This window comes from Comamonas sp. w2-DMI (genome assembly GCF_040187735.1).
GTDB lineage: Bacteria > Pseudomonadota > Gammaproteobacteria > Burkholderiales > Burkholderiaceae_C > Comamonas > Comamonas terrae.
On record NZ_JBANEL010000014.1, the window covers coordinates 44,917 to 71,068 of the forward strand.

23 protein-coding genes and 2 pseudogenes are annotated in these 26,152 nt (G+C 60.0%); 15 read left to right on the forward strand and 10 right to left on the reverse strand.

Annotated features, from left to right (window positions below; genetic code table 11):
• The first annotated feature begins 22 nt into the window (after nucleotides 1–22).
• From V8Z74_RS15395 to V8Z74_RS15405, 3 genes are all read left to right on the forward strand, one after another.
• Nucleotides 23–853: a mechanosensitive ion channel family protein gene (locus V8Z74_RS15395; protein WP_066479020.1), complete on the forward strand. Its 831-nt coding sequence runs from the start codon at nucleotides 23–25 to the stop codon at nucleotides 851–853.
• A complete protein-coding gene (locus tag V8Z74_RS15400) occupies nucleotides 846–3,629 on the forward strand; it encodes an ATP-binding cassette domain-containing protein (RefSeq protein WP_349710005.1) in 2,784 nt (927 codons plus the stop codon). Before V8Z74_RS15395 ends, V8Z74_RS15400 begins: the two co-directional genes overlap by 8 nt.
• A 486-nt stretch (nucleotides 3,630–4,115) precedes the next feature.
• Nucleotides 4,116–5,117 (forward strand): hypothetical protein, encoded by a 1,002-nt coding sequence (locus V8Z74_RS15405; RefSeq protein WP_349710006.1) that lies wholly within the window; start codon nucleotides 4,116–4,118, stop codon nucleotides 5,115–5,117.
• An 80-nt stretch (nucleotides 5,118–5,197) separates the two neighbouring features.
• Here the strand turns inward: V8Z74_RS15405 and rpoN are convergent.
• Nucleotides 5,198–6,608, reverse strand: a pseudogene (gene rpoN / locus V8Z74_RS26275) (RNA polymerase factor sigma-54).
• Nucleotides 6,609–7,049: 441 nt separating this feature from the next.
• Between rpoN and V8Z74_RS15420 the strand changes: the two are divergent.
• Nucleotides 7,050–8,435: a nitrogen regulation protein NR(II) gene (locus V8Z74_RS15420; RefSeq protein WP_349710010.1), complete on the forward strand. Its 1,386-nt coding sequence runs from the start codon at nucleotides 7,050–7,052 to the stop codon at nucleotides 8,433–8,435.
• 130 nt (nucleotides 8,436–8,565) lie between these two features.
• The gene (locus V8Z74_RS15425) at nucleotides 8,566–9,024 is read left to right on the forward strand and encodes a PA2169 family four-helix-bundle protein (RefSeq protein ID WP_349710011.1); all 459 of its coding nucleotides are present in this window, start codon (nucleotides 8,566–8,568) and stop codon (nucleotides 9,022–9,024) included.
• A gap of 127 nt (nucleotides 9,025–9,151) precedes the next feature.
• On the opposite strand, the gene V8Z74_RS15430 is transcribed toward V8Z74_RS15425, so the two are convergent.
• The 3 genes from V8Z74_RS15430 to V8Z74_RS15440 are packed head-to-tail and all read right to left on the reverse strand — an operon-like array spanning nucleotide 9,152 to nucleotide 10,491.
• Nucleotides 9,152–9,517, reverse strand: coding sequence for a hypothetical protein (locus V8Z74_RS15430; protein ID WP_349710012.1), 366 nt, complete (start codon nucleotides 9,515–9,517; stop codon nucleotides 9,152–9,154).
• Nucleotides 9,518–9,540: 23 nt separating this feature from the next.
• Nucleotides 9,541–9,813, reverse strand: coding sequence for a GlsB/YeaQ/YmgE family stress response membrane protein (locus V8Z74_RS15435; protein ID WP_066479370.1), 273 nt, complete (start codon nucleotides 9,811–9,813; stop codon nucleotides 9,541–9,543).
• Between the two features lie 54 nt (nucleotides 9,814–9,867).
• Nucleotides 9,868–10,491: a hypothetical protein gene (locus V8Z74_RS15440; protein WP_349710013.1), complete on the reverse strand. Its 624-nt coding sequence runs from the start codon at nucleotides 10,489–10,491 to the stop codon at nucleotides 9,868–9,870.
• A gap of 99 nt (nucleotides 10,492–10,590) precedes the next feature.
• On the opposite strand from V8Z74_RS15440, the gene V8Z74_RS15445 reads away from it, so the two are divergent.
• Nucleotides 10,591–10,998: a hypothetical protein gene (locus tag V8Z74_RS15445; RefSeq protein ID WP_349710015.1), complete on the forward strand. Its 408-nt coding sequence runs from the start codon at nucleotides 10,591–10,593 to the stop codon at nucleotides 10,996–10,998.
• Nucleotides 10,999–11,030: 32 nt separating this feature from the next.
• Here V8Z74_RS15445 and V8Z74_RS15450 read toward each other — a convergent pair whose 3' ends face one another.
• Complete coding sequence (locus V8Z74_RS15450; protein ID WP_349710016.1) at nucleotides 11,031–11,732, reverse strand: L,D-transpeptidase; 702 nt, start codon at nucleotides 11,730–11,732, stop codon at nucleotides 11,031–11,033.
• A gap of 80 nt (nucleotides 11,733–11,812) precedes the next feature.
• On the opposite strand from V8Z74_RS15450, the gene V8Z74_RS15455 reads away from it, so the two are divergent.
• The 5 genes from V8Z74_RS15455 to V8Z74_RS15475 are packed head-to-tail and all read left to right on the forward strand — an operon-like array spanning nucleotide 11,813 to nucleotide 16,312.
• On the forward strand, nucleotides 11,813–12,301 hold the full coding sequence (locus tag V8Z74_RS15455) for a hypothetical protein (protein WP_066479052.1): 489 nt from the start codon (nucleotides 11,813–11,815) through the stop codon (nucleotides 12,299–12,301).
• A gap of 25 nt (nucleotides 12,302–12,326) precedes the next feature.
• On the forward strand, nucleotides 12,327–13,628 hold the full coding sequence (locus tag V8Z74_RS15460; RefSeq protein ID WP_349710017.1) for a glycosyltransferase family 4 protein: 1,302 nt from the start codon (nucleotides 12,327–12,329) through the stop codon (nucleotides 13,626–13,628).
• 32 nt (nucleotides 13,629–13,660) lie between these two features.
• Nucleotides 13,661–14,263 (forward strand): D-glycero-alpha-D-manno-heptose-1,7-bisphosphate 7-phosphatase, encoded by a 603-nt coding sequence (locus V8Z74_RS15465; RefSeq protein WP_349710018.1) that lies wholly within the window; start codon nucleotides 13,661–13,663, stop codon nucleotides 14,261–14,263.
• Between the two features lie 31 nt (nucleotides 14,264–14,294).
• A complete protein-coding gene (locus tag V8Z74_RS15470; RefSeq protein WP_349710019.1) occupies nucleotides 14,295–15,347 on the forward strand; it encodes a glycosyltransferase family 9 protein in 1,053 nt (350 codons plus the stop codon).
• Nucleotides 15,344–16,312, forward strand: a complete 969-nt coding sequence (locus V8Z74_RS15475; RefSeq protein WP_349710021.1) for a glycosyltransferase family 4 protein — start codon at nucleotides 15,344–15,346, stop codon at nucleotides 16,310–16,312. Before V8Z74_RS15470 ends, V8Z74_RS15475 begins: the two co-directional genes overlap by 4 nt.
• Nucleotides 16,313–16,350: 38 nt before the next feature.
• Here the strand turns inward: V8Z74_RS15475 and V8Z74_RS15480 are convergent.
• Nucleotides 16,351–17,815: pseudogene (locus V8Z74_RS15480) on the reverse strand (sigma-54-dependent transcriptional regulator).
• 75 nt (nucleotides 17,816–17,890) lie between these two features.
• Here V8Z74_RS15480 and V8Z74_RS15485 point away from each other — a divergent pair.
• Nucleotides 17,891–18,205: a hypothetical protein gene (locus V8Z74_RS15485; protein ID WP_157082027.1), complete on the forward strand. Its 315-nt coding sequence runs from the start codon at nucleotides 17,891–17,893 to the stop codon at nucleotides 18,203–18,205.
• A gap of 68 nt (nucleotides 18,206–18,273) precedes the next feature.
• Here V8Z74_RS15485 and rfaE1 read toward each other — a convergent pair whose 3' ends face one another.
• From rfaE1 to V8Z74_RS15500, 3 genes are all read right to left on the reverse strand, one after another.
• Complete coding sequence (gene rfaE1, locus V8Z74_RS15490) at nucleotides 18,274–19,215, reverse strand: D-glycero-beta-D-manno-heptose-7-phosphate kinase (RefSeq protein ID WP_349710023.1); 942 nt, start codon at nucleotides 19,213–19,215, stop codon at nucleotides 18,274–18,276.
• A gap of 299 nt (nucleotides 19,216–19,514) precedes the next feature.
• On the reverse strand, nucleotides 19,515–21,896 hold the full coding sequence (locus V8Z74_RS15495; RefSeq protein WP_349710025.1) for a hybrid sensor histidine kinase/response regulator: 2,382 nt from the start codon (nucleotides 21,894–21,896) through the stop codon (nucleotides 19,515–19,517).
• 568 nt (nucleotides 21,897–22,464) lie between these two features.
• Nucleotides 22,465–23,406, reverse strand: coding sequence for a DNA topoisomerase IB (locus V8Z74_RS15500; RefSeq protein ID WP_349710027.1), 942 nt, complete (start codon nucleotides 23,404–23,406; stop codon nucleotides 22,465–22,467).
• A 536-nt stretch (nucleotides 23,407–23,942) separates the two neighbouring features.
• On the opposite strand from V8Z74_RS15500, the gene V8Z74_RS15505 reads away from it, so the two are divergent.
• From V8Z74_RS15505 to V8Z74_RS15515, 3 genes are all read left to right on the forward strand, one after another.
• The gene (locus V8Z74_RS15505; protein WP_349710029.1) at nucleotides 23,943–24,422 is read left to right on the forward strand and encodes a CBS domain-containing protein; all 480 of its coding nucleotides are present in this window, start codon (nucleotides 23,943–23,945) and stop codon (nucleotides 24,420–24,422) included.
• Nucleotides 24,423–24,500: 78 nt separating this feature from the next.
• Entirely contained in the window at nucleotides 24,501–25,109 is a 609-nt protein-coding gene (locus tag V8Z74_RS15510) for a DUF892 family protein (RefSeq protein ID WP_066479394.1), read from the forward strand.
• Complete coding sequence (locus V8Z74_RS15515) at nucleotides 25,078–25,716, forward strand: cysteine hydrolase family protein (protein ID WP_306302929.1); 639 nt, start codon at nucleotides 25,078–25,080, stop codon at nucleotides 25,714–25,716. The genes V8Z74_RS15510 and V8Z74_RS15515 overlap by 32 nt, the downstream gene beginning before the upstream one ends.
• A gap of 85 nt (nucleotides 25,717–25,801) precedes the next feature.
• Here the strand turns inward: V8Z74_RS15515 and V8Z74_RS26280 are convergent, their stop codons facing one another.
• Complete coding sequence (locus V8Z74_RS26280) at nucleotides 25,802–26,119, reverse strand: LysR family transcriptional regulator (protein ID WP_502879556.1); 318 nt, start codon at nucleotides 26,117–26,119, stop codon at nucleotides 25,802–25,804.
• Between the last annotated feature and the right edge of the window lie 33 nt (nucleotides 26,120–26,152).

Here is a 26,152-nt window from a genome sequence, read left to right on the forward strand (position 1 = left end):
AGCAATTGCCGCCCGGCGACCCATGAGCTTCGAGAATCTGACTTCACATGAGGGCTGGCTGTTTGCTGCGCTCGATGTGGTGCTGTTGAAGGTGGGCGACTTGGCAATCACCGTAGGCTCTCTCCTCAAGCTGGTGCTGCTCATGAGCCTGCTGTTCTGGTTTGCCGGGGCATTGAGGCGCTGGCTGGTCAGACGGGTGCTGAGCCGCTTCCACGTCGACCATGGAACGCGCATCGCAATCGCTTCCGTGCTGCGTTATCTAGTGCTGGTTCTGGGCATGGTGCTGATCCTGCAGAACGTGGGCATCAACCTGTCGGCCTTGGGGGTGGTGGCCGGTGCGGTCGGCGTGGGGGTGGGGTTCGGCCTGCAGAACATCTTCAGCAACTTCATCAGCGGCCTGATCGTCATGCTCGAGAGGCCCATCAAGGTGGGCGACCACATCGAGGTGGGCTCCATCGCAGGCGTGGTGCGCGAGATCTCGGCCCGGCGCACGACGCTGGTCACGGCGGACAACGTGGCCGTGCTGGTTCCCAACCAGCGTTTCATCGTGGAAAACGTCATCAACTCCGCCTATCTCGAGGAGCCGGTGCGCCTGCGCATCGCCGCGACGCTGGCCGCAGATACGGATCCCGCACTGCTGGAGCAATTGCTGATGCAGGTGGCGCGCAGCCACGCGATGGTGCTTGCCGCGCCGGCGCCGCAGATATTGCTGCGCTCCGTGGGCGGGACGTCGCGGCAGTTCGAGTTTGCATTCTGGTTCCGGCCCGAGGCCATCGCCAGGGAGCTGCTGACCAGCGAACTCAGCAGTGCCCTGGAAGAGGCGTTCTCCGCCAACGGAGTACAGCATGCCTGAGTTGAAGAACACCGAAAAAGCGGATGCGGGAGCTGCCCCTGGCATTCTTATGGAGCTGTGGCGCGCCACGTGGCGCTATCGGCGGCGCACCCTCGCAGCCCTGGTGCTGCTGGTGCTGGCCAAGGTGGCAGCGGTCTGCGTGCCCCTCGTATTCAAGCGGATTGTCGATCTTTTCAGTTCCCCTGGCAGCCTGGCGTCCGAACTGAATACCGGAACATCGCCGCTGGCGCCCAACGGGGCCCACATCATCATGCTGCCGGTTTTTCTGCTGGTCGGGTATGCGCTGCTGCGTTTCCTGAGCACGCTGTTTACCGAGCTGCGCGACCTGTGCTATGCCCGTGTCACCCTGGTCACGGTGGCCGATTTCGCGCAGCGCGCGCTGGCGCACATGCACCGGATGGGGCCGCGCTTTCACCTGCAGATGCATACCGGCGCGATGATCCGCGACATGGACCGGGGCACGGCCGGAGTGGGCTTTCTGCTGGGCGCGCTGCTGTTCACGCTGCTGCCCACGCTGGTGGAGATTGTGTCCGTGATGGCCATCATGGCGGCCGGCTACAGCCTCTGGTTCACCGCCATCATCTTTCTCACCTTCATCGTCTATGCCAGCTACACCACGGTGATGACACGGCGCAGAGTCCTGTTCCAGCGCCGTGTCAACGAGCTTGATTCACGCTCCAACGGCCTGCTGCTCGACAGCCTGGTCAACCAGGAAGCCGTGCGCAACAACGCACGCGGCCCGCAGGAAGTGCAGCGCTACCAGAAGGCCCGCAACGCCTGGGTGGAGCAAAGCGTGGAAAACCAGAAGGCACTGTCGGCGCTGCATCTGGGCCAGGGGGCCATCATCGCTTTCGGCGTGGGGGCCATCATGCTTTTTGCCGGCCTGGAGGCAATACATGGCCGCATCACCGTGGGCGATCTGGTATTGCTCAATACCTATGTGATCCAGATCTGCCTGCCGCTCAATGCCCTGGGCTTTCTGTTCCGCGAGGCCCGCGATGCGCTGACCAACGCCGAAAAGCTGCGGCAGATGCTGGCCCTGCGTCCCGAAATCGAGGAAAGTGCGCGCGCCACTCCGCTGACCGTCACACGCGGCGAAGTGATCTTCGAGCATGTCGATTTTTCCTACGAGCCCGGGCGCCAGGTGCTGTGGGACGTCAGTTTCCGGATCGGGCCCGGCCAGACAGTCGCGGTGGTGGGCGGCAGCGGTTCGGGCAAATCCACTTTGGCGCGCCTGCTGCTGCGCACCTATGACCCGCAGCGCGGGCGGGTACTCATCGACGACTGCGACATCAGCATGGTGACGCTTGAGAGCCTGCGCGCTGCGGTGGGCGTGGTTCCCCAGGACAGTACGCTGTTCAATGAAAGCGTGGCGTACAACATCGCCTATGGCCGGCCCGGAGCTTCCATGGTCGAAATCATCGAAGCGGCAAGGGCCGCGCAGATCGACGAGCTCATTGCCTCCCTGCCCCAGCATTTCGATACCCTGGTGGGGGAGCGCGGCCTGAAGCTGTCGGGGGGAGAGAAACAGCGCATTGCCATTGCGCGCGCGTTCCTCAAGAACGCGCCGATCATGATCCTCGACGAGGCCACTTCGGCGCTGGATACCCGTTCGGAGAAAGCCATTCAGACGCAGCTGGACAGGCTGGCAGCCCACCGCACCACGCTGGTGATCGCGCACCGGCTCTCCACGATTGTGGATGCCGACCATATCCTGGTGCTCGACAAAGGCCGCATCGTGGAGCAGGGGGGACACGAGGAGCTGCTTTCACGGCGCGGCCTGTATGCGCAGCTCTGGGACCTGCAGCTTCAGAAGCAGGAGTTCGATCGGCTCGAAAGAAAGCTGGTGCGGCAGCCGCTCAATCTGGGCGTGCTGCTGGCCAGTGTGGTCGACGGCCTGGGCAGTGCGCTGGAGGCCAAGTCGATCCAGCTTTATACCCATATCCATCCGGAGCCCTTGCGCATCAGCGGCGACCCTTCGGTACTGTCGCAGGCCATCTGGGACATCTGCATGCACGCGATCGACGCGACACCCGCGGGAGGCCGCATCGAGCTGCGGCTGGAGCGCGCGGGCGAACGCGCACAGCTGTCGTTGACGGATGGGCGTCATCTATCGCCATCGGACTCCTCCGTGCAGGAGCCTGTTTCTTCCAAGTTCGATCCGCTGGTGCTGCGCTCGTCCATAGAGCGCCAGGGCGGCAAGCTGACGATCAAGCTGCCTACCTCGGTGCAGGGAATGCGCTTTTCGGTGGATTTGCCCCTGCGCGAGACCCGGGCCGCGGCCGCAGGCGGCGCTGCGCTGCTGCCAGGGCAACCCGAGTCCGCCGGCCTGGGCGGGGTGGAGGTGCTGATCGTGGACGACAGCGAGGCCGTAAGAGCCTTCTTCGAATCCGTATTGCACGCCGAGGGCGCCCGCACCTACAGTTTTTCCTCGGGGCAGCAGGTGCTGGACTGGCTTGAAGCGCGGCCGTTGCAGCAATGGCCTGCGGTGCTGATCTGCGACAGTTCGCCTGGCAAGGAGGACGGACGCCAGGTGATGGCGCGGATCCGCGACATGGAAGAGGCAAAAGGCATAGCGCTGGCAAGAAGAATGTCCGCCATTGCCCTGACAAATTCATCGCAGCCCAATGAAGGTTTGATCGTGCTGATGTCGGGCTTTCAATCCCATCTTTCCAAAACTGCCTCCCCTTCCGAGGTGATTGCCGGCGTTGCCGCCTTGGCGCGACGGGGTGGACAGGCAGCTGTGCAGACGAATGAGCAAGGAGAACAGAAATGAAGAAACGCCCAACCCGAAAAATTCCGGGAGCCCCATTGAAGCCCAGGGTCCATGTGGGCCAGGCCCCGCATGCGCCAGGCGAAGCAGGTCCTGCACAGCCGCAGCTGAGATTGCCGAACGAGCGTGACGAGAGCACGGATGCGACCAGCCGACAGCCGGATCCTGCCATGGAGCAAGCCGCACAGGATCTCAAATCCGGGCAGGTGGACACCGATCTGCGCAATACGCCGGGCCTGGATGCCCAACACAGGGAAAAGCTGCTGCGCAAATCGCGTTAGCGCCCGGCGTCAGTGCGCCTCCTGTGTGCCAAGGGGCATGTGGTGCGTTGGCTCGGCGGGAGCGCTGCAAGGATTGCAGAACGGTTTACAAGCAGGCGCTGCCGCAGCCAAGTCCCGTACCCGTGCGCAGGCATGGCGTTTGCCAACCCTCAGGGCAGGCTTCATTTTCCGGAGTCTGGTATCGCAACGCTTATGAAAGGATCCAGTAATGGCACAACACGAAGAGCACGGTCGTCAAGGCACAGCTCGCCATGCACAGCAGGACATGGGTGAAGGTTTTCAGGGGCGCGAGGGCAACCGGAGCTCCTCTGGAGGCAACTCTGGCGACTGGCGCGGTGAAAGCGAATACCGGGGCGGCCAGCAAGGCGGGTATCAGGGCGGCTACCAGGGAGGCCAGCAAGGTTACCAAGGTGGCCAGCAAGACTATCAGGGCGGCTACCAGGGCGGGCAGCAAAGCCAGCAAGGCGGCGGCTACTACGGCAGCCAGCAAGGTGGTGGAGGCTACGGCGGCCACCAGGGCGGCTACGGCGGAGGCTATGGCGGCCACCAAGGCGGCTATGGCGGAGGCTACGGCGGCTATCAAGGTGGCGGCTATGGTGGCCAGCAGGGCGGCTATACCGGCGGCGGCTACGAATCGGGCATGGGCGGCAACGAATACGGGTCCGGCTATCAAGGCGGCGGCTATGGTGGTGGCTACGGCAGCCAGGGTCGCTACGGCGGCCAGCAAGGCCAGTATGGGGGAGGCTCGTCGCAATGGCAGGGCCGCCAGGGCTCGCAGGGCCAATATGGCTCCAGCGGTTATGGCGGCTATGGCGGTGGCTACGGCGGCAACCAGCAGGGCGGCGGCTCGCAAGGCTGGGAAGGCGGCGGCCAGGGCCAGGGATGGCATCAAGGCCGTTCGGGCGGGCATCATGAGCATTTCGACCCTGACTACAGCCAGTGGCGTGACGAGCAGGTGCGGGCGCTGGATGAGGATTACCGCTCCTGGCGCAATGACCGCTACAAGAAGTTCTCGGATGAGTTCTCGCAGTGGCGCAATCAGCGTACCAACAACAGCAAGCCTTCCGGTTCCGCGTCGGGCTCGACATCGGGCTCTTCAACGAGCGGGACGTCCGGCTCCACATCGGGGACGGCTTCCGGATCGTCCGCCAGCGGCCATGACAGCACTACTGGCTCTACCGGTTCTACCGGCTCCAAGGGCAGCCATTGATGCTGCGTAGTTGACCGTGCGGCCCGGCCGCAAGCAATGAATGCCGCCAGCGGCCCATCCGCTGGCGGCATTGTCATTTTCTAGAAGTAGCGGCGACGCTTTTCGACCGGGGCAATCTGGAGCAGCTGGCGGTATTTGGTAACGGTGCGCCGGGCGACCACGAGTCCCTGCATGGCCAGCTGATCGGTGATCTTTCCATCGGACAGGGGCTGGGCGGGGGATTCCGCAGCGATGATGTCGCTGATCAGTTCACGGATGGCGGTGGCCGAGCAGGCCTTGCCGCTTGCGCTCAGCATGGGACGCGAGAAGAAGTATTTCAGCTCGAAGACGCCCAGTGGCGTGGCCATGTATTTGTTGTTGGTGACCCGGGAGACCGTGGATTCGTGCACCCCGATTTCATCTGCAATCTCCCGCAGAAGCAAAGGCTTCATCGCCATGGCGCCGAACTCCAGGAACAGGTGCTGCTTGCGCACGATGGCCTGGGCCACATCCAGAATGGTCGAGAAACGCTGGGCGACATTGCGCAAAGTCCAGCGGGCGTCCTGAAGATGGCCTGCCAGCTCGGCATGTTCCTTGCGCCGATGCCTCTGGAAAAGCTCCTCGTAGACCTTGTTCATGCGTACCCGCGGTATCACGGCGGGGTTGAGCTGCACATCCCAGCTGCCCTGGCTGCGGCGGACGATGACATCCGGAACGATGTAGTCGGTACGGGATGTGCCGACCGACCAGCCGGGACGGGGATTGAGCCGCCGTATGCACGCGATGGCGGCTTCGATGTGCGCAGCCGGCTGTTCCAGCGCCTTGCTGAGCTTTCCCACGTCTCGCGCGGCCAGCTTGTCCAGATGATGCTCGATGATGTTCTTGGCAATCCGGCGCAGGAATGTGTCTTCGATGCGCGAGCATTGGAGCATCAGGCATTCACGCACGTCGCGAGCTCCCACGCCGGCCGGATCCAGAGACTGCACCAGGCGCAGTGCGATGGTGAGCTCTTCGATCAGGGGGGGGCGGCGTGAGGGGAAGGAGCTGAGCAAGCTCTTCCAGGCTGGTGCGCAGATATCCGTCATCGTCCAGGGATTCGATGATGGCCTGGGCCAGATACAGATCCCGTGAAGACAAGGGCATGACATTCACCTGTGTGCGCAAATGCATGGCCAGCGTGGTGTCCGATGCCGTGAGGTCCATGGCAGAGGAGTCCTCGCTGTCCTTGAGGCGTCGTCCTGTCGAGCCATCGGCCAGCCAGATGTCGCGGTCGCTGGCAAAAGAGTCTTCCCTGGTGAATTCACTGTCCTGGGCAGGCGCATCCGCGGCGGCCGGCTCTCCTGCATTGGCTTCGAGGTCCTCTTCCTCCAGGAAAGGATTTTCTCCCACCTTGCTGCGCACCATTGCGGCAAAGTCCAGGGAAGACATCTGCAGCAGTTGAACGGCACGCTGCAAGCGAGGTGAAAGTGTCTGGGACTGATGCGTGTTGACGCTCAGGTACATTGAACTCATTTCATCTCCTGAATGACATGGTTGGCATGACGACGGCCCTTCAGGAAATGCAAGTACCATGCCGCGGCGCGCAGGAAGATTCGAATAGATACACTTTGGGCGCAATTCCTGCCCTGGCTTGCTTTTGCCGGCGGCAGCGCCGGCATTTGCCCAAGGTCTCATCGACAAAATGGGATCCTTGCCGGCATGGGGGCTTCTTTGTGCCGCAAATTTTTCTGCAGTCTTTGGCTGCCGCCGTTGCCGCTTTCTTGCCGCTTTCCCAGGGAAGAGCGGTCCGCAGAAGCTGAGAAGAAAAGCGTGAGGTTCCGGTGCAGGAGGGCGGAGAGCCTCTTGCGCGGAGGAACCGCCTATGCCGATTTGATGCCGGTATGCGGGGTCCAGCAGCACGGCGCTTTTCCCCTTTGGTCTTGCGCGTAAACCAGGAAACATGAATTGGCCTCCATGCTCAAACCTTCACGAACGGTTTTTCTGCTTGTTGCGCTAGCGGTGCTGGCGGCGGTTTTTGCAGCCCTTCTGCTGCACCTGCACCAGTCCGAGTACAGGGCTGCTGAACGGGAGGCACAGTTGAAAAGCCATTTTCTGGTGCTCTCGTTGCAAAACGAGCTGAACGGCACGGACACGGGTGGAAAGCATGCTGCACGGCCAGATGTCGCCGCACCTGTCCATGCCTTGCTGGACACTGCCGCACGCAGGATGATGGATGCCCTGCCTTCCCTTGAGCCGAGGCCCTGGAGCGGCCTGCTGGTCGATGACCTTGGCCGTGTGGTCATCGTTCAGCCTCCCGATTTCCTGGAGGCAGCCCATATCTCGCCACAAGCAATCGCCAAAGCGCATGCACAAGTACAGGGCCCCTCCGAAAGGTGGGTCCTCATCCAGGACATCGAAGGCGCTTTCCGGCCGGCATATCTGAACAGGACGCCCCAGGGCTGGGCCTGGATTGTTCCGCTGTCATGCGGTGCACCCCTCGAATGCACCGTATCCCACACATGGCAGTGGATTGGGGGAGGTGTGCTGCTGCTGGTTCTGGCCTGCATCTTGGTGGTGCGCACCGCGAGCCGCAAAAAGGCAGTACCGGATACGGAGAGAACACAGACATCAGCCATATCGGAGCGCAAGGATGAAATCTTCTCCACGCAGGACCGGTGGGCAGTCGTGGGGCGGATGGCCGGCCGCTTTGCGCATGAATTCAACAACCAGCTGGGCATCATGAGCAATAGCGCGTACCTGATACAGCGCCGTACCATGGATCCCAAACTGGCCTTGCCGACGCAGGCCATGCTGCGTGCCGTGGATGCGGCAAGCCTGCTGACCCAATTCCTGCAAAGGCTGGGCGCGGGCCATGCGACCCAAACGCAGGCCATCGACCTGACGAACTGGCTGGAAGAGTCCGAGACGACGTTCACCATGGTGCTGGGAAAGCGCATCCCCCTGGATTTGCAGATTGGCACCGAGCCGCTTGGAATATCCGCCGATCCGGAAATACTGGAGCTGGCGCTGATCATCGCCCTGCTGCATATTCGCGCCGCTTTGCAGGATATCGAGCGGGTTTCCATTTCGGCAGCGGTAATGGGGCCTGACAAGGAACGGGAGCTTCTTTCGGGGCGTTATGCCGAAATCCTGGTGGTCGCCAAAACGTCCGGAGAAAGCTCCGGGCCGGTCACCTGGAAACTGCTGGATATTCACGACGAGGGCGAATTGGGTTTGCTGCAGCGGCTGTGCCAGAGCATGGAGGGCTGCGGATGGAGCGGCCAGAATGACGGTGGCCATATGGCTGTCTCCATCACTTTGCCCATGCCCGGGGAAGACCGGCCGGCACAGAGTGCGTAGCCTGGCAAGCCCATTGCTATTCATGGGCGCAGATGCCTTCCTCACATCAGGAAGTATTTCGGGCATGCCGAATGCCTGAACCAAGCTGCCAACAGGCAAGCGACTTCATCAACGATCAGGAAGGCACATCATGGATCCCAAGCAAGTCATCGACACATTGAATGACCTTATTGAAAACTGCCGGGACGGCGAATTCGGATTTAGAAGCACTGCCGAACATACTGGCACCGCTTCCTTGAAGCAGATTTTTCTGGCCCGTGCCGAGGACTGCAAGGCGGCCGCGCAGGAGCTGCAAAATCTCGTGATCCAGCTGGGAGGCGAGACAGCCGAAGGCGGTACGCTGGCCGGCGCTGCCCATAGAGGCTGGGTGGCCGTCAAAGGTACGCTGGCCGGCTATGACGACCTCAACATGCTGGAAGAGGCAGAGCGCGGCGAAGATACCGCAGTGGCACGCTACCGCGAAGCACTGGATCAGGATCTGCCGGATACCGTGCGCCCCGTGGTGCAGCGCCAATATGAAGGCGCCAAGAGAAACCATCTGCAGATCCGCGAACTCAGGGACCAGGCGCGGCGCAAAGAGAACACCTGAAGCATAAACAAGCATGTCCGCCCCAAGGCGGCATGCTTGCGTTGCTCTTCAAACCGCTTCCTCCATGCCTACTCCACTCGCTTGCGAACGCAGGGGCTGAGGCGTCGGGCATGCCGGCTCACCGTCGCTACTCCTGGCCGGACCGCTGGCAAAGCCGGGCCAGGATGAAGCCCGCCGCGAATGCCGTGGCCAATGCGGCAACAGGCTTTTCCTTTACGGTGTCCCTCAGGCATTCGGTCCACTCTTCGCCGGTGCCTTTCCATACCCGGGCTTTTTGCTGCACGCTTTCGCTGGCTTTTGCAAACACCTCCTGCGCATACCTTACCTGCGCCGCAGCGGTATCGGCGAGCTGATTGATCGTCTGATGGGCGCCCTGCTCCAGCTTGTCCAACGCCTCGGGGCGGCTCGTGTTGGTGCGGTCGGCCTTTTCGCTGTCCTGGGACGTGGGAAACGGATTGTCGGCGGCGGTGGACTTGGGGGTGTCGTTGTTCATGCTAACTCCTGTATTTATCCGCATCAGCGCGAAGAGCCCCGGCGGATCAGGTTGACGATGGCCAGCAGGATGACCGCTCCTGCCAGCGACACGAAAATAGACATGGCGCTGTAGGTATGGTCGTTGATTGTTGATTGCGGGCCCAGCAGGGGGGTGATCAGCCATCCTCCGATCAGCGCTCCCACCACGCCCACTATCACGTTGAGCAGGAGACCTTGTTGGGCATCGGTGCGCATGATCATGCTTGCTATCCAACCGATGAGCCCTCCGACCAATAGCCAGATGAGAAAGTCCATTGCAGTGATCTCCAAAGTTGCTGGTAATGATGTAGGGCAATTGATATGCCGGTTTCAGCTTCCTGTTTCCTTGCGGGGTGAAGTCGCCCTGGATGGGCGCAGCTCGGCGCGTTCGTCTTCCCGGCCCGAAGGGGTCTGTGCATCCAGGCCGCTGTCCGGGGACTCCCGGACTTGCGGCAGGTCCGTAGGGTGGGCAATCAGCTCCTCGATGATGAAGCGGCCATAGAGCTGGGCGCGCTCGGCTCCTGTCGTGCGCAGTGCGGCGGCAGCTTGCCGGGCATGGTCGTCGCTGCCCACCCGCACGACAAGCCAGTGATAGCCGCGCTCGGCCAATGCCCGATGCGCCTTGATGAGGTTGAGCTCCTGTCCGACAGAGGCCACGGGGCTGGCTTTTGCCAAGTCCGCGTCGATCTGGGCCAGCATTTCCCGGTCGGTATATCTGTGAATGTCCGACGGCCCGAAATGCAGTTTCTCCAGAACCTCGTATCCCTTGTCTGCCAATGAGGCGTTCGCAAAGGATATGACCATGTGGCCGACGGGTTTGAATACGCCATATGCGTGGTGCTTGCTGGTATCCATGATGGCTCCCTGTTGGTACCGGGACTTGTCATTGGCAAGCAAGATGCCATCTCGATCCGTATGGAAATATTGCGGCAGCTTTTTCTCCAGTGTGACCACGCCGGTATTTGCAGGATGCAGGTATGTGCATTGCCGCCGGCGATATGCGGCCCTGCAGTCAGTCGGGGGCGTACCCTCAATCGAACAGGAGCACTCACCATGAATATTTTCGCGAGAGAAGCCATTGCCGCAGCAGCGATCGGCCTGCTGGCCGCAGCCGGTGCGGCACATGCGCAGACCGGCTCTGCTCCGTCCTCCGGCAGCGACGGCAGCACCACGCGTCCCATGCAGGGAAACGGAACCCAGGGAAGCGGGATGCAAGGCAGCGGTACGTCAGGTAGTGGTACGGCCCCCAGGCCCGAGGCCGGCACGCCGGGCAGCGATCCCTACCCGCCCCAGGTGGGCACAGGGGCGGAGAGCGGCAACCGCACTGATGGCCGCCAGATGCCTTCGCCAGGAGGCCGGAACCAGGGGTCCACGACCACTTCTCCTTCGGACAGCCAGTTTCCGAATTCCGATGGCAACTGGAACAACAATGGCCGCCGCGCGCGTGGCGACCGGGGGTGATTCCAGGGGCATGAGCCTGCCGACGGGCTCTCCTAAGGGGAGAGCTTCCACGAAGGAGGAGGCTGCGCCGGCTTTGCTTTGCTGTCCTGACGCCGCGCCAGGGGCGTCAGAAAGGGAAAGGCGTGCTGGATATCGCTGTTTTCCGGCAGGATGTAGGCATAGCCGCCCCGCTGCTGAAAGAGCGCGTGCACGCTTCGATTGAAGACCGCAATCGGTACGTTCACGCAGCCGTAAGAGATCCGGTTGTCCGATGCAGTGGCTGACGCCAGCCGCTGCAGGCGCCTGTCTCCCGGAGCGCCAGGGCGTACACGGTGAAGCGATACCGCGGCGTCGTAATCCACCCAGAAAACGCCTTCCCCTTCGCTGTTGGTGCCTTTTTCGAGATAGAACCTGCCGGCCGGCGTGGTTCTCTCGCTGGGCTTGATCCGAGCGAGAGGGCGTGCTCCTATCCCAGGCACCGAGTCGTCGCCGATTGCGCTGCCCAGCAGGACGGCCGAGCTCTCTACCAGCTGGCCGGAGCGGTCGTAGATCCACATGCGGGCCGACCGCTTGTCGATGATGAGATAGGGCAGCCCACGGTTGTCCTTCATTTGTCCGATCCAGTCTCGCAAGCCCGCTGCCGTCACCGGCATGGAGGGCTCGGACGACGGGGCGACTGGCTGTGCGGCACCCGCGCACAGCCATGCAGCGGTCAGGCAGCAGACAAGGCCGGTGGTCCTGTTGGCGTTTTTCATGGGCGTTTCTGCGAGGCGTGTGAATGCAGCTTTCGCGGCAAAAGCCATGCCGCGGGAGCGCGGCTTGCCCATGCCGGGGCATGAAAAACACCAGCCGTTTTGCAGATATCGAGGCAGCCCGTACCGCGGTGAATCTGGCCTTGCCCTTCATCGAGAAGACCCTGGAGCGTCCTGGAGTCAGTGCCAGAAAGGTGCTCCACGTCGTCGTGCTGGACCCTGCCGCGACCTGCGACTGCAGCAACTTCGAAGAAGCGCTCCTGTATGAGCATTCGGTCGGCGACCGCCACAACTGGGATGCGGACTATGCCGCCTTCGCGCGCGACAAGGCCCGGCTGAGCTGGCGCCACCAGATGGGAAGTCGGCATCTCATCCATATGGAGCCCCATCGGCTCTCTCTCTCGGACACCTTGCTCTGGGGAAGTGTGTGGCTTGACGGAATCGTGGTGGCGGCCAGTGGAGCCATGCCGGCATGGGACGAGGCGTTTTCCTTGTGCGTCGCGGGAAACCTTCGGGCCATTGCCCTGGAGCGGTCGACAGGCATGCCGATTGCCAAGTCCCAGGGCGATTGAGTACGACAACGAACCGGAGCAATTGATGACCGAACGTCCATTCCGAATTGCAATGATCAGCGAGCATGCTTCACCCCTTGCGCTGGCAGGCGGCGTCGATGCAGGGGGACAGAACATCTATGTCGACAGCGTGGCGCGCGAACTGGGAGCACTGGGCCACAAGGTGGATGTCTTGACGCGCCGAGACGATCCCGACCTGCCGGAAATGGTGCAGATGGCGCCGGGTGTCCGGGTGCTGCATATCAATGCAGGCCCTCCTGGCTATGTACCCAAGGAAGAGCTGCTCGATTGGATGCCCGCGTTCGCCCACCAGGCACAAAAGAGGCTGATCGCCCAGGGGGCGTACGACGCCATACATGCCAATTTTTTCATGTCCGGGTGGGTGGGGCTCGTGTTGCGGCCCGTGCTCAAGGCGCCCCTCGTCACGACCTTCCATGCCCTGGGGCTGGTAAGACGCGAGCACCAGGGCGCGGCTGACGGGTTTCCTGCGGCAAGAGAAGCGATAGAGCGCTCGCTGGTCCAATGCTCGGACCGCCTGATCGCGGAATGCCCCCAGGACCGCAGTGATTTGCTGCGCCTCTACGAAGCCTCGCCTGAACGCATCGACATGATTCCCTGTGGGGTGAATACACGTGCCTTCTTTCCAGGCGACAAGGTGGAGGCCCGCAAGCGCCTGGGGCTGTCCCCGCATGAATTTGTCATCCTGCAGCTGGGGCGCATCGTGCCTCGCAAGGGTATCGATAACGTCATCCGTTCGATGGCGCTGCTGCCTTCCTCGGTGCCTTCCCGCCTTTTCGTGGTCGGAGGGGAGTCCCGAACACCGGATCCCCAGATGACGCCCGAGCTTGGCCGCCTGATGCGCCTGGCTTCTGCGGTGGGCGTTGCCGACCGGGTGACCTTTGTGGGGCAGCGGAGCCGCGCCGAATTGCGCGACTGGTATGTGGCTGCCGATGTGTTCGTGACCACGCCATGGTATGAGCCTTTCGGCATCACTCCGCTGGAGGCCATGGCCTGTGGAACGCCGGTTATCGGCAGCAATGTGGGCGGGATATGCCATACCGTGCGCGACGGTGTCACGGGCTATCTTGTGGACCCCAAGAATCCGCAGGAACTGGCCCGCAAGCTGCTTGATTTGCATGCCAGGCCGCGCCTGGCCCAGGCGTTCGGGCAGGCGGGGGTGGAACGGGTACACAAGCACTTCACCTGGGAGCGTGTGGCACGGGAATTTGCCACGGTCTTCGAACGTGTGTGCGCCAAGGAAAAGCCCTTGCCGCGGATGCATAGACCCGCCGTCCGCCCCTATGCGTTGCAAAGGGGCATGCTATGACAACGAAGAAGCAGCTGAGGCCGGCAATCTTCGTGGACAAGGACGGCACCCTGATAGACAACGTGCCCTACAACGTGGATCCTGCACTGCTGACGTTCCGGCCGGGGGCGGTCCAGGCCATGGCATTGCTTGCCGCCAGGGGCTACATGATCGTGATCGTCACCAACCAGAGCGGCATAGCCAGGGAGTGCTTTACACGTGCCCAGCTCATGGAGTTGCGTGACGCCCTTGCACGGCGCCTGGCAGAGGAAGGGCATGTCTATCTCAAGGGCTTCCAGTTCTGCCCCCATGGACCCGACGAGCATGGGCGTCCCACCTGCCTTTGCAGGAAGCCCCGGCCCGGGCTGCTGCTGGAGGCGGCCATGCTGTATGGGATAGATCTCGAACGCTCCTGGATGATCGGCGACACGCTCGACGATGTGGAGGCGGGCCGGCGCGCCGGATGCAAGACCATGCTCTACGACTCCGGAGGAGAGACATTGTGGCGCAATACGCCACTGAGGAAACCCCATGCGCATGTCTTCCATTGGTCGGAGGTTTCGCGCTTCATCCTGGAATACACAGGCACCAGAAAAGAAAGAGCTGTTTTGAACCTTCCCGTGATGCCCATGAATTATGGACACATTGCGCGCTGACAATCGCGGCTTGCCTGCCCCCATGAGCCATATGGCATCGCTACCATGGCTGCAACCCCGGAGAATAGGTGTTTTCCGCGCATTGATGCTGGGAGACATGCTGTGTGCAACACCTGCCTTGCGGGCACTGCGTTCGGCATGGCCCGAGGCCCACATCACGCTGATAGGCTTGCCCTGGGCTGCAGGCTTGGCGCAGCGCCTGGCATCCATTGACGACTTCCTGGCCTCTCCAGGCTGGCCGGGCCTGCCGGAACTCCCGGCCCCGGCACCCGAGCAAATGCGAAGCTTCATGGGCCAGGTCCGGAGGCGCCATTTCGATCTGGCCATCCAGCTGCATGGATCGGGGCAGTTGACCAATGCGCTCGTGGCCAGTTTCGGAGCCGAATGCAATGCGGGCTTTGGAGACGAGAAAACCGGCTTTCCTGCTGCAGACGCATCGCGCTTCGTCCCATGGCCCGAACGGGGCAACGAGATATTGAGGCTCTTGCAACTTACCGACCATCTCGGCCTGCCGCGTCGCGGAGTGGAGCTGGACCTGCCCTTGACGCTGGAAGACTATCGGCGTGCTGACGCCTTGGTCTCCAGAAAGAAGCCGTATGCCATAGTCCACGCAGGATCACAGCTGCCGTCCCGGCGCTGGCCGCCCCAGCGTTTTGCGGCAGTGGCAGACCGGCTTGCGGCCACCGGTCTGACCGTCGTGCTGACCGGCACGGCCTCGGAAAAATTGCTGGTGGATTCGGTCGCTTCGGCGATGGCGCACCGGCCTCTCGATCTCTGTGGCGAAACGGACCTGTGGACCCTGGGTGCCTTGCTGGCTTCGGCCCAGGTGCTGCTTTGCAACGACACCGGCTTGTCGCACATGGCTGCGGCCTTGGGGGTACCCAGCGTCATCACGGCGTGTGGCAGCGAGACCGAGCGCTGGGCTCCGCTCAACAGGCACAAGCATCGCGTCCTGTCGCATGAGGTGGCGTGCCGGCCCTGTGCACACAGGGAGTGTCCACTGGACCACCAGTGTGCGAAGGGGCTGCCCGTGAAATTGGTCACGGAGGCGGTTATCCAAATGGCAAACGGAGAGGTTGCATGAACGAGCGCATGGCCCAGTCCCGCAGACGCCTGAACATTCTGACCTGGCATGTCCATGGCAACTACCTGTACAACCTCACCCAGGCGCCCCACGACTTCTGGCTGGTGGTGGATGCCGAGCGCTCCACGCATCGCACCGGACGCAACGGCTCCCTCCCCTGGGGGCCGAATGTGCATGAGGTGCGGGTGGAGGAGCTCAGGAGCATGCGCTTCGACCTGGTGCTCTACCAGTCCAGGCAGGCATGGGAATATGATCGCTCGGAACTGCTGTCCGCGGAGCAGCGGACCTTGCCGCGGATCGTGCTCGAACATGACCCGCCGCAGGAGAGCCCCAGCAATACGCGCCATTGGTGCAACGATCCGCATGCCTTGCTCGTGCATGTGACGCCTTATAACGCTTTGATGTGGGACAACGGAAATACTCCGGTCCGGATCATCGAGCATGGGGTTGTCCTCCTGGGACAGGCGCCCTGGTCCGGAGAAATACCTCAGGGCCTGGTAGTCGTCAATAACATCCAGCGGCGAGGCCGGCGCCTGGGACTGGATATCTGGAAACGGATGTCTGACGAAATTCCCTTGTGTCTGGTCGGCATGGGAAGCGTGGAGGCCGGCGGAATGGGGGAGATACCCCAGCAGGAACTCCCCCAGTTGATGGCGAGGCACCGTTTCTTTTTCAATCCCATACGCCATACCAGCCTGGGCCTGGCTGTGATTGAGGCGATGATGGTGGGGCTGCCCGTGGTCGGTCTGGCAACCACCGAGCTGGTGACAGTGATCGACAGCGGGCGCAACGGCTTTATCGACACACGTCTTGAGCGCCTGAGCGCAGCCATGCGCCAATTGATCAAGGAGCCCGGCCTTGCAAGGGAATGGGGAGAGGCGGGGCGCCTTACTGCAATGAAGCGTTTCTCCATCGATCGTTTCGTCGAGGACTGGAACCGGGCATTCCATCTCGTGACCAGCTGAAGCGGGGCAGCGGAAGGCGCGTGGCGCGCCCTTCCGCCTCATCCAGAATCCCGCGCCTGCTTGTCTTGCGCTCCATTGGCATAGTCCTTCAGACGGTTGTAGAGCGTCTTGAGGCTGATTCCCAGTACGGCTGCCGTCCGCTCCTTCTGGTACATGCATTGCTTGAGCGTGGCCTGGATCAGCAGACGCTCGGCCTGCGCCATCGACAGGCCGATGGGAAGATTCAGCGTATCCTCGTCCCCGCCCATCAAGGGCTGGGGGGGGCCGTATGGACTCCGGAGCTCGTTCCACCAGGTCGTTCTGCAATGGCAAGGCAAGCCTGTCGGCATGCGCGGGCGTGCCGTCGTTGCGAGGCAGCCACTCGCTGCCGATTTCATCTGTGGTGGCCATGACGTAGGCGCGTTGCACGGCGTTGCGCAGCTCGCGTACATTGCCCGGCCAGCGGTATTCGCACAGCTGCTGCAGGGCATCGGCATTGAAGGTCTTGAGCTGTCCTTCGCGTTCGGAAATGGCTTGCAGAAAATGCTCGGCCAGAAGCGGGACATCCGAGAGCCGTTCACGCAACGGCGGCAGCTCTATGGGAAAAACATTCAGGCGGTAGAGCAGGTCTTCGCGCAGTTTTCCTTCGGCAACCGCTTCCATGGGCTGCCGGTTGGTAGCTGCGACGATGCGTACATCCGTTTCCTGACTCTGGGTGGATCCCACACGCATGAAACGGCCGGTTTCAAGAACGCGCAGGAGCTTGACCTGCAGTTCGAGAGGCATTTCGGTGACTTCATCGAGGAACAGCGTTCCGCCTGCTGCGCGTTCGAAAAAGCCCTGATGCTGCCGCTCCGCCCCGGTGAAACTGCCTTTTTCGTGGCCGAATATCTCGCTTTCAATCAGATTGGGAGAGATTGCGCCGCAGTTGACTGCAAGAAAGGGCTTGAAACGCCTTGCGCTGAGGTCGTGAAGAGTCTGTGCAACGACTTCCTTGCCGGTTCCGCTTTCGCCCGTGATGAGCACCGTGACAGAGGTTGCCGCCACGCGGCCGATCTGTTCATAGACGCGCTGCATGGCCGCAGAACGACCCCACAGCCTGCCAAAGCGGCCATTCTTGGCATTGTTTTCCAGCGCCGGGCATTGACTTTTCGAAGAGGAAAAAGGAGTGGCCTGGGTGAACTGGGAAAGAATGTTTTCCAGGCGCTGGAGGCCGACTGGCTTGACCAGGTAATCCATGGCGCCCTGCCTGAGCGCCTCGATGGAGGAATCAAGGCTGGCATGCCCGGTAACCAGAACCACCTTGGACTCATCGGAGACATTAGGGTCGGCAAACAGCTCCATGCCATTGCCATCGGGAAGCTGTAGGTCAAGCAAGACCAGGTTGGGTGGCTGCATCGCAATTTGTCTGCGTGCATCGCGAAGAGTGTGAGCCATAGCGATGGAGAAGCGTTCCACTCCTATTAACTCACGCATGGTGGTGGCGGAGTCGATGTCATCATCAACAATCAGCACATGGTTCATTTCATGATCTCCACATCTCCTGAAAACTGCTGGTGACAAGCGACCATCATGGCACCAATTTAGTGCGGGTACTGTATGCGTATGTATCGCAGTCTTGGCGCGCTGTTTGCCGGAAATGGCTTTCCAAGCAAGGAGGCGATTTTTATGAACTATGTATATCCCGCAGCTGCCTTGAATATGCTGGGGCGATTGGTTCCTCAAGGGCGTATGCGCACAATGGCCCTGGTATTCACGCTGGGCTTTCTGGTGGCCAAGAGTTGTGCACGCTGTGCAGCGGTACATAAAAGAAGAGCGGAGGAACGCTCTAGCGCCCAGCCTGGAGATCTACAGCAATGGGAAGGGGAAGGCGGACAGAATGAGCCGCCGGTGGAAGGTGGCATCTTGGAGTGATGGCTGGCAGCCGGCCGTGCCGGTTGCCATGCAAGCCCAGCCGGCTGCAGTTCGGGCAACCGGCGGGTTCAGGAGGCGGCTGCCAGCGCAGCCGCCTGGGCTTTCTGGATTTCGGTACGGGTCACCGCCGCGGTTCCGAACTTTGCAACGGCCAAGCCAGCAGCGAGGTTGGCATGGTGCATGGCTTCGTGCAGAGAGTTCCCGGAAGCGAGATAGGACGCCAGGGCTGCCAGCACGGTATCTCCTGCACCGCTGACATCGAAAACCTCGCGCGCAGCCGTCGGTACATGCACGGCAGGCCTGTCGGCACTGAACAAGGACATGCCGCGCTCGCCCCGGGTCACCAGGAGGTGCTGTATATCCAGGCGTGCGCGAAGCGAGGTCATCGCGCCTGCAAAGCCTTCTTCATCGTCCCAGGAGCCTACGACGGCTGCCGCTTCCTTCTCGTTAGGCTTGAGCAACCAGGCGCCCCGGTAGCGATCGAAGTCGATGCCTTTGGGGTCGACCATCACATGGCAGCGATGCTGGCGGGCGCGTTCGATGAGGCGTTCGCAGTGCGCGAGCGCACCTTTTTGATAGTCGCTCAATATGACCCAGGGATGCTCCGGCAACAAGCCCTCTACCAGGTCCTCGAGTGACTGGACCGCATCGGAAGGCGGCGGATGTTCGATATCAATGCGCAGCATCTGATGCCGGCGGCACACCGTGCGTATCTTCTGGGCCGTCGTCACAGCTGCCGAGCGGACGGCATGCAGTTGCACGCCCTGTGCCTCCATCGTGTGCGCAAGGCTGTCTCCCGCTTCATCGCGGCCCAGCAGCGTAGCCAGGGTCGTGAAGCTGCCCAGCGCGAGCAGATTGACGGCCACATTGGCAGCACCGCCCGGACGCTGCCATTCGTTGGCGAACTTCAGTACCGGGACGGGAGCTTCGGGAGAAATGCGCTCCACATTTCCTTCCCAATAGCGGTCGAGCATGCTGTCGCCTACGACGAGGACCTGATCATTTTGCATGCAGACTCCTTATTTGAAAGAAGCCGAGGAGGCCATGTGCGGGCAGGGCTCATGCCCGCAAGCAGGCTTGTGTCCTGCTGCGTTTATCGAAATGGAGACTGGCGGCGGGCTGCTTGGATGATCCAGCGAAGAATGTGGGGCGGAACCGGCTTTATCACATTGAGGGCATTGTCTGCATGCACGGTCTTCAGGTATGAATGGCATAAGTTCTCCAACGGGAAGTTATGCCGATGCATGGCAAAAAATGTTCCAGGGAATTTGCTGGCACATTCGAGAGGTCCGCTATGAATACGGTTGCTTCAGCGGAGTGGGGAGGGAGGGGCAGAAGCATCCTGCAGGCTATGCTTTTTCAAAAGCTGGCTGATTTGCTTGGGGCTCACCGGCTTGGTCAGGTGGTGATCAAAACCGGCCTTCAAGGACGCCTGCCGATCCTGGCTCTGACCCCAGCCCGTCAAGGCCAGCAGCAGTGTGCTGGACCCTTCGGCGCTGGCCCTGATCTGGCGCGCAACTTCATAGCCGGTCAGCTTGGGCATGCCGATATCCAGCAGGCAGACATCGGGGTGCTGTTCATGCCAGATTCTCAAGGCATTTTCGCCATCATGTGCATGGTGTACTTCATGTCCTTCGGCAATGAGCAATGCTCCCAGGGTTTCCAGAGCATCCTGATTGTCATCAGCAATCAGTATCTTTCGCGGAGGTGTCTCAAAAGGAGTCTCCTCTTCAAACCTCGAGATAGGACTGAGTGACTGGATATCGCTCTTGACGGGCAGTTTCAAGGTGAAGGTGCTGCCTCTTCCCAGACCTGCACTGTGTGCGGAGATCGAACCACCGTGCAGCTCTATCAATCCCTTGGACAGAGCAAGACCTATTCCCAGCCCGCCTCCGATTCTGTCTTCCGTATGGTGAAGCTGTGTAAACATATGGAATACCTCGGAGACGGACTCCGAAGGAATCCCGATGCCGTTGTCGCTCACTTCGATGATCAGTTCATCGGCATGAATACGGGTCTGCAGAATGATATTTCCACCGGAGTCGGTATATTTGGCCGCATTGTTGAGCAGGTTGGCAATGACCTGCGCAATGCGCAATGTGTCGACTTCAAGCACCACTGACGGGGCATTGTTATGGACTGCCAGATGGTGGCTTTTCGCTTCGATATTGGGCAGTGCCGTCTCGACCGCGGAAGCCACGATGTCGCTGACGCTGGAAAGGGTCTTCTTCAGCGTCAGGGTCCCGCGGCTGATACGCGGAACATCCAGCAGGTCGTCCAGAAGTGCCCCCATGCGTTTTACCTGCCGGTCTATGACTGCGCTGGCCCATTGCCGTTGCGTATCCGTGACCGGGGCTGCCACCAGCAGCTGGGCCGCCTGCTGGATGGGCGCCAGCGGATTTCTCAGCTCGTGCGCCAAGGTGGCCAGAAATTCATCCTTGCGTTTATCGCTATGGCGCAGCAGCTGTTCGTTTCGGATGCGCTCCGATATGTCGGCGAACCATATGGCAATGCCTCCGTGTATCGGAGACGCGATGCAGTGGAACCAGCGCGTTTTTTCGCCCTGTACATAAGCCGTGTCGAATTCGCTGGTGCGCTGGGTCTCGATGACCTTGATGCAATGGTAGAACTCGGGACTGCCGGCCGACATGTACGAAAGGGTCTCGAGGACTTCGTGCTTCATCAGTTCGCTGGGAAGCTGGCCGAATGCTCTTGCTGCAGCGCGATTGATGTATTTCCAGCGGAAATTGACGATCTCACGCTTTTTGCGAACGGGCTCGAGAATGATGAAAGGAGCTCCCGATGCATCGAGCACGGCTTCAAAGCGCCCCTGGGAATCCTCCAGATCCTTTTGAGCCCGATCTCTTTCTATGAACAGAACGGCTTTGCGCGCACAAATATCTGCGAGCGTGCATTCGCGCAGAGTAGGGCGTCGGGGATCGGGAAGGAAAATGGACAATGTGCCCAGCACTTCGTCTTGATGGCTGATGAGCGGAGTGCAATGGATTGCGCGAAATCCCAGGGACAGTGCGATATCTCTGCAGGCATGGAACTGCGAGCTGCTTTCCGTGTCTTCGATGATGATCCGGCTTTTTTCCAGGCAGGCATCTATGCATGCATTGGTGCCACCGAATCTGGATACCTGGGATAAAAGCTTGAGATCTATGCCGACATTTGCCCCTATTTTTAATTGGTTCTTTCTGATGTCATAAAGCGAGATCAAACCCATGGCTGCGCCATGAAACTGGACCAAAGTGCTTAATATCGTCTTCAGCTGTGTTTTAAGATCCGGTATTTCCAGAAGCTGTGTGCTGAGTTCATGCAGATGGCCCAAGTCACTCAATTGCTGGTTCAGCTTGTGTTGGGTCGATATCAGCTGGCTGTCGATCACCTTGCGCTCGGTGATATCCAGGCATGCACCATACAGGCGGATTGGATAGCCCTTGCTGCGCTCTATCCTGGCCCTTATCAATAATCCTGTATTTCCATGATCGGCTGCCGGTATGGAGGTTTCATGCTCATAGGCAATGCGTCCTTCCGCTGCCTTGATCCAGAAAAAGGCAATGCATTCATTGAGAAAATTCTCTGGCAGATATTGCTGAATCGCCGAGAAATTTATATCCTGTGCAGTTACTGGAATGCCAAATAAATTCAAAAGTGCAGGGGAAGCGAAGACAGTTTGTTTTCGCAAGTCGATATCGAAAACTCCAATTCCCGTACCTTCCGTGACAAGCGCGAGGCGTTCTTCGACGACTTTTGTATGAAATTTCTCCTTGTAAAAAAAAACGGCTCAGGTAAAGCAGAAGAAATCCCATGCCGAGAAAAATAAAAGGCAGTAAACGGTGGAGAAAATCGTGGGTATGGAACCAGGCCAAAGCTATTCCAGAGACCAGACCCACAGCCAGCAGGCCCATTCCCAGCCATTTGCCTCCCAAGCTAAGGGAAAGAACCGAGGAACCGGCTTCCGGGCCCAGAAGCCATGCCCGCACATTGCTCCATCTCTTTGATTTGGGTTTCATCGAAGTCAAATGTAAGAGCGTATACGCTCGGTAAATTTTTTGTAATCGTTATACCTTATTTTTGACGTTCCCAAGCAAGTGTGTTATTGCATTTGAATGCAATTTAAAAAGAAAAATTACAATTTTTCTAAAAAAGAAATCAATGAGTGAAGTGGACTTACGAGGAATAATTTTTAACTATTGTCTTGGAGAATTTTTAGGAATAATTTTTCAGCGCAATTTAGTCCGGATTTTTTAATTTTATTGGTGAAAGGCTGTTTTATACACTCTTGCTCGCAAAAGCGTAGAACATGGGGGTGTATGTAGAAGTTGCGGCACACAGAATAAGTATTGCCTATGGTCTTGGCGACTTTTTTTTATAATCTCAGCCGTTGACAGCTGTGGAGAAGAATTCTGACCCTGTTCTTTGATGCTGTCGAGCTTGGCCTGCACTGCACATACATTGGCATGCCAGGTCCGGAAATCCTTTGCAGTGAAATTTTCCCCGGATATGGAGCGCAGGTAAGAGTTCACATCTTCTGATTGCACGGATTGAAGCTGCCCATTTTGGTCCGGAAACTGGAAAAGCCGTTGGCCGGGAAGTTCCTGGCAGCGGTGAATGATGTGGATTATTCTCCTGTCGGTAATTGTGGTTTTCTGCATAACGCCACTTTTACCCCGGAAGTGGAGAGTCAGCCGACCTGCCTTGACAACGGCGTGCCTGTTTTTGAGCGTGCTCACGCCGTAGGACTTGTTTTGCAGTGCATATTGCTCATTGCCAATGCGGAAACCCGTTTGGTCCAATATTTTGACGATGGCAGCCGTGATAACTTTGAGCTCCAGCTTTTTCAAGGCGAGATCATGCTCAACAGCACGCCTGATGGCAGGCAGACAACGCCCAAATGCCAGCATGCGGCTGAATTTTTCCTGCGTGCGCTGCTCTTGCCACAGAGGATGGTATCTGTATTGAAGGCGGCCTTTGGCGTCGCGTCCCATTGCCTGTATATGGCCTTGTGCAGAAGGACAGATCCATACATCCGTGTAGGCAGGCGGAATGGCCAGCTTGCGTATTCTTTCGAGTTCCTCCAGTGCCCGTATATGTTTCCCGTCTGCAGTGAAATAGGCAAAACCGCGGCCCCGGCGTACACGACGCCAGCCTTCCGAAAATGTATCTATATAGACAAGTGGCGCTTGTGCGTCCATTGCTATGCCATCAGGCTATTTCCCTGTATGGGCGGAGGCGAGGACGGAGGGTCGGTATAGGGCGCGGGGGGAGGAGCCGGAGGCGGGTCTCCCAGGGGGGGGAAGTATGGGGTCTGTGGGAGGAGGATTGACGGGCGGCGCAATGGGAGGAGTAGGCGGAGTCGTATGCATGAAATGGCTCTTTCCAAATTCACTGAGTGCCTGTTGAGGTCTTGTTGTCCCACGGAAGGGGCTCTGAGTTCCGGCAAAAAACATGCCTGGAAATCACGCTCGGACTGGTGGTTGTTTTTATTTTTACAAGTCCGGTGACCGCTATTGCATCCGATACGAAGGCTGATTTTGGGGTGAAACGATATTTGATATGGGAATGCCGTTGAAAAGCTTTCTGTCCGTGGACATTGAACTGAGGCTTTCGGCCTGTGCTGCCGTGGAATCCGTGCAGCGAGGCAACGCGCAGCCGGGGCGGGCATGCTAATTGCCCTTGTCTTCGCACAGGCGCTGAAACTGCCACAGCAAGAAATGCAAGGAGTCGAGCAATGACCACAGTCAAGGATGTGATGACACGCGGTGTGCGAAGCCTTTCGCCCACAGATACCGTGCAATTTGCTGCCCAGGCCATGGATGAACTGGCCGTGGGCTCGGTGCCCATATGTGACGGACAGAAGCTGGTCGGAATGGTGACCGACCGCGATATCACCATCAGAAGCACGGCCCAGGGTTTGCCAGCAGACACCACCTCCTTGTCGCAAGTGATGTCCGAGGGCGTGCGATGGTGCTATGAAGACCAGACGCTGGAAGAAGCTGCGCGCCAGATGTGTGACGCCCAGATACGGCGCTTGCCGGTGGTGGACAGGGAAAAGCGCCTGGTCGGCGTCCTGTCCCTAGGGGATGTGGCTGTCAAGTTCAGCGCAGAAGAGGCCGCCCAGGCTCTCCGGGATATTTCCAAGCCGGCCGAGCCCGACAGGCGCGGCATATCTGCCGCGGCAGGCAGTGCGGCCGGCGGAGCCACCCCCTGACACAGGCGGCTTGCGGTGCAGCCGCATCGACATAGAGAACCGAAAACTACCAGCCACTCAACCACGATGGAGATCGCCATGGCAAAGCGCCCCTATGATGCAGCACAACTCAAGCAGCTCTTGCTGCAGATGATGGAAACCGAACTGGGGGGCGAGCTTGTCTACCGGACGGCGCTGGAAGCTGCATGCAATGACGATTTGAAAAAGGAATGGGAAGAGTATCTTGAGGAAACGCGCAAGCATCAGGAAGTGGTGCGCAGCGTGTGCGAGGCTCTGGACATGGATCCCGACGAGCAATCCCCGGCACGGATGGTTGTGAAGTCCATCGGTGAATCCCTCGTCAAGGCCATGGAGCTGGCCAGGAAGACCTGCGATGCAAAAACTGCGGAAATCATGGCCTGCGAATGCGTCGTGCATGCCGAAACCAAGGACCAGGCCAACTGGGAATTGCTTGGCAAGATAGCCGAGGCAGCCGGGGGCAAGCAGCAGGAGATTTTGCAGCAGGCGTACGACAGCGTCTGGAAGGATGAGCAGCATCATCTGTTCCATACCAAAGGGTGGTGCAGAGAGCTGGCCATTGAACACCTGGGCATGCCTTCGGTTCTTCCTCCGCCCGAAGAAGCCAAGCAGGTGGAAACCGCGATTGGAGCGGCCCGTGCCGAGCAGCAGCGAAGCAAAATGCTCTGATGCTCCTCGCAAGGAAATGCGGCGGCTGAAACCCGCGAAAGTGCCTCATAGCCCGGAAGTGCTGGTGCTGGTCGATGTGATCAATCCCCTGCATTTTCCGAATGCGCAAGCACTCCTTCCCGCCGCCCTCGAGGCTTCGCACCGTATTGCCAAGCTCAAGGCCAGGCTGGCTGCCCGGGGTGTCGCGGCCATCTATGCCAATGACAACTATGGCACCTGGCACAGCGAATTCAGCGATGTGCTGGCCTCCTGCCGTGCGTTGCCGGGTGCACGGGGCGAAATAGCGCGGAGGCTGGCCCCACAGCCTCAGGACCTCGTCATCCTGAAGCCCCAGCATTCGGCCTTCCATTCCACGCCCCTGGAGCACCTGCTGCGCAGGATGCAGGCGGAAAAGCTCATCATCGTAGGCTTCGCGACCGATATGTGCGTGATGCTGACTGCCACGGATGCACGCATGTCGGGGTATGAGGTCTGGATACCGCAGGACTGTACGGCCGCGGAATCCTCCCGCTGCAAGCAGGACGTTCTAAACCAGTTGAAAGCCGCCTTCAAATGCTCGACCAGGGCAGCCTTGCCCAAGTCCGCACGCATGGAGAAGCTGTCGTAAGGCAGCCCATATGGATGTGCCTCCGGGGTGGCCTTTGTTGCATCACCGTCCCGAGTCCGGATTCATGGGCCGGCCAGGCGCTGCGCTATGGCTTCTGCCGCTGCCGGCAGCGGCAGAGAAGTCCCTCGGAGAGATGGACTTTCAAGAATCGATGCCTGCGCCTTTTCCATCTCTTTCTTTGCCCGGCACAATGCCGATGGAATCTTGCCCCGGTCTTTGTCAGTTCGAGGTTCTGGGGCAGGCGCTTGAACAGCTGGGTGTCGAGACGCTCTTTCAGGCGTGCGATGGCTTTGCGCACGGCAGATTCCGTAAGACAGAGGCTCCGGGAAGCCGCACCGAAGCTTCCCGCGTTGGCAGTGGCAACAAAGACATCGATACCTCTGAGGCGGCCTAACAGCCGCATGAGCTATCCTTCTGGCTTGTTTGCATGGTCTGG